This window comes from Streptomyces rimosus subsp. rimosus, assembly GCF_000720725.1.
In the GTDB taxonomy this organism is placed as follows: domain Bacteria; phylum Actinomycetota; class Actinomycetes; order Streptomycetales; family Streptomycetaceae; genus Streptomyces; species Streptomyces rimosus_A.
The window spans coordinates 1-510 of sequence record NZ_JOCQ01000255.1; the positions used below are offsets into that span (position 1 = coordinate 1).

The following is a 510-nucleotide window of genomic DNA, read 5'->3' on the forward strand; positions in this document are numbered from 1 at the left end:
ACCGACGCTCCCCTCACCGGACCGGTCGGGTTCGCCGAACTCCTCGGCATCGAGGACGTGGCCCGGCTTGACCTGTCGCGTCTGTGGGCGCCGCGCGGCGAACGCGCTTTCCTGCGTGTTCCCATCGGGGTCAACGACTCCCACGAACCGGTGCTCCTGGACCTCAAGGAGTCCTCGGAACTCGGCATGGGGCCGCACGGCCTGTGCGTGGGCGCCACCGGTTCCGGCAAGTCCGAGCTCCTGCGCACGCTCGTCCTCGCCCTGGTGACCACGCATCCGCCGGAGGACCTCGCCCTGGTCCTCGTCGACTACAAGGGCGGGGCGACCTTCGCGCCGTGCCGCACCTGTGCGTCGTCATCGACGAGTTCGGTGAACTGCTCACCGCCAAACCGGACTTCATCGACCTGTTCCTGTCCATCGGACACCTATCTCTCGTACCGGCTGGGCCTGCGGACCTTCTCCGCCGACGAATCCCGTACGGTCCTGGACACCACGGACGCCTTCCACCTG

At 68.0% G+C, this 510-nt stretch carries 1 pseudogene; it reads left to right on the plus strand.

From position 1 onward, the window contains the following. Positions 1–510: pseudogene (locus IH45_RS01000000144845) on the plus strand (FtsK/SpoIIIE domain-containing protein); the annotation flags it as partial.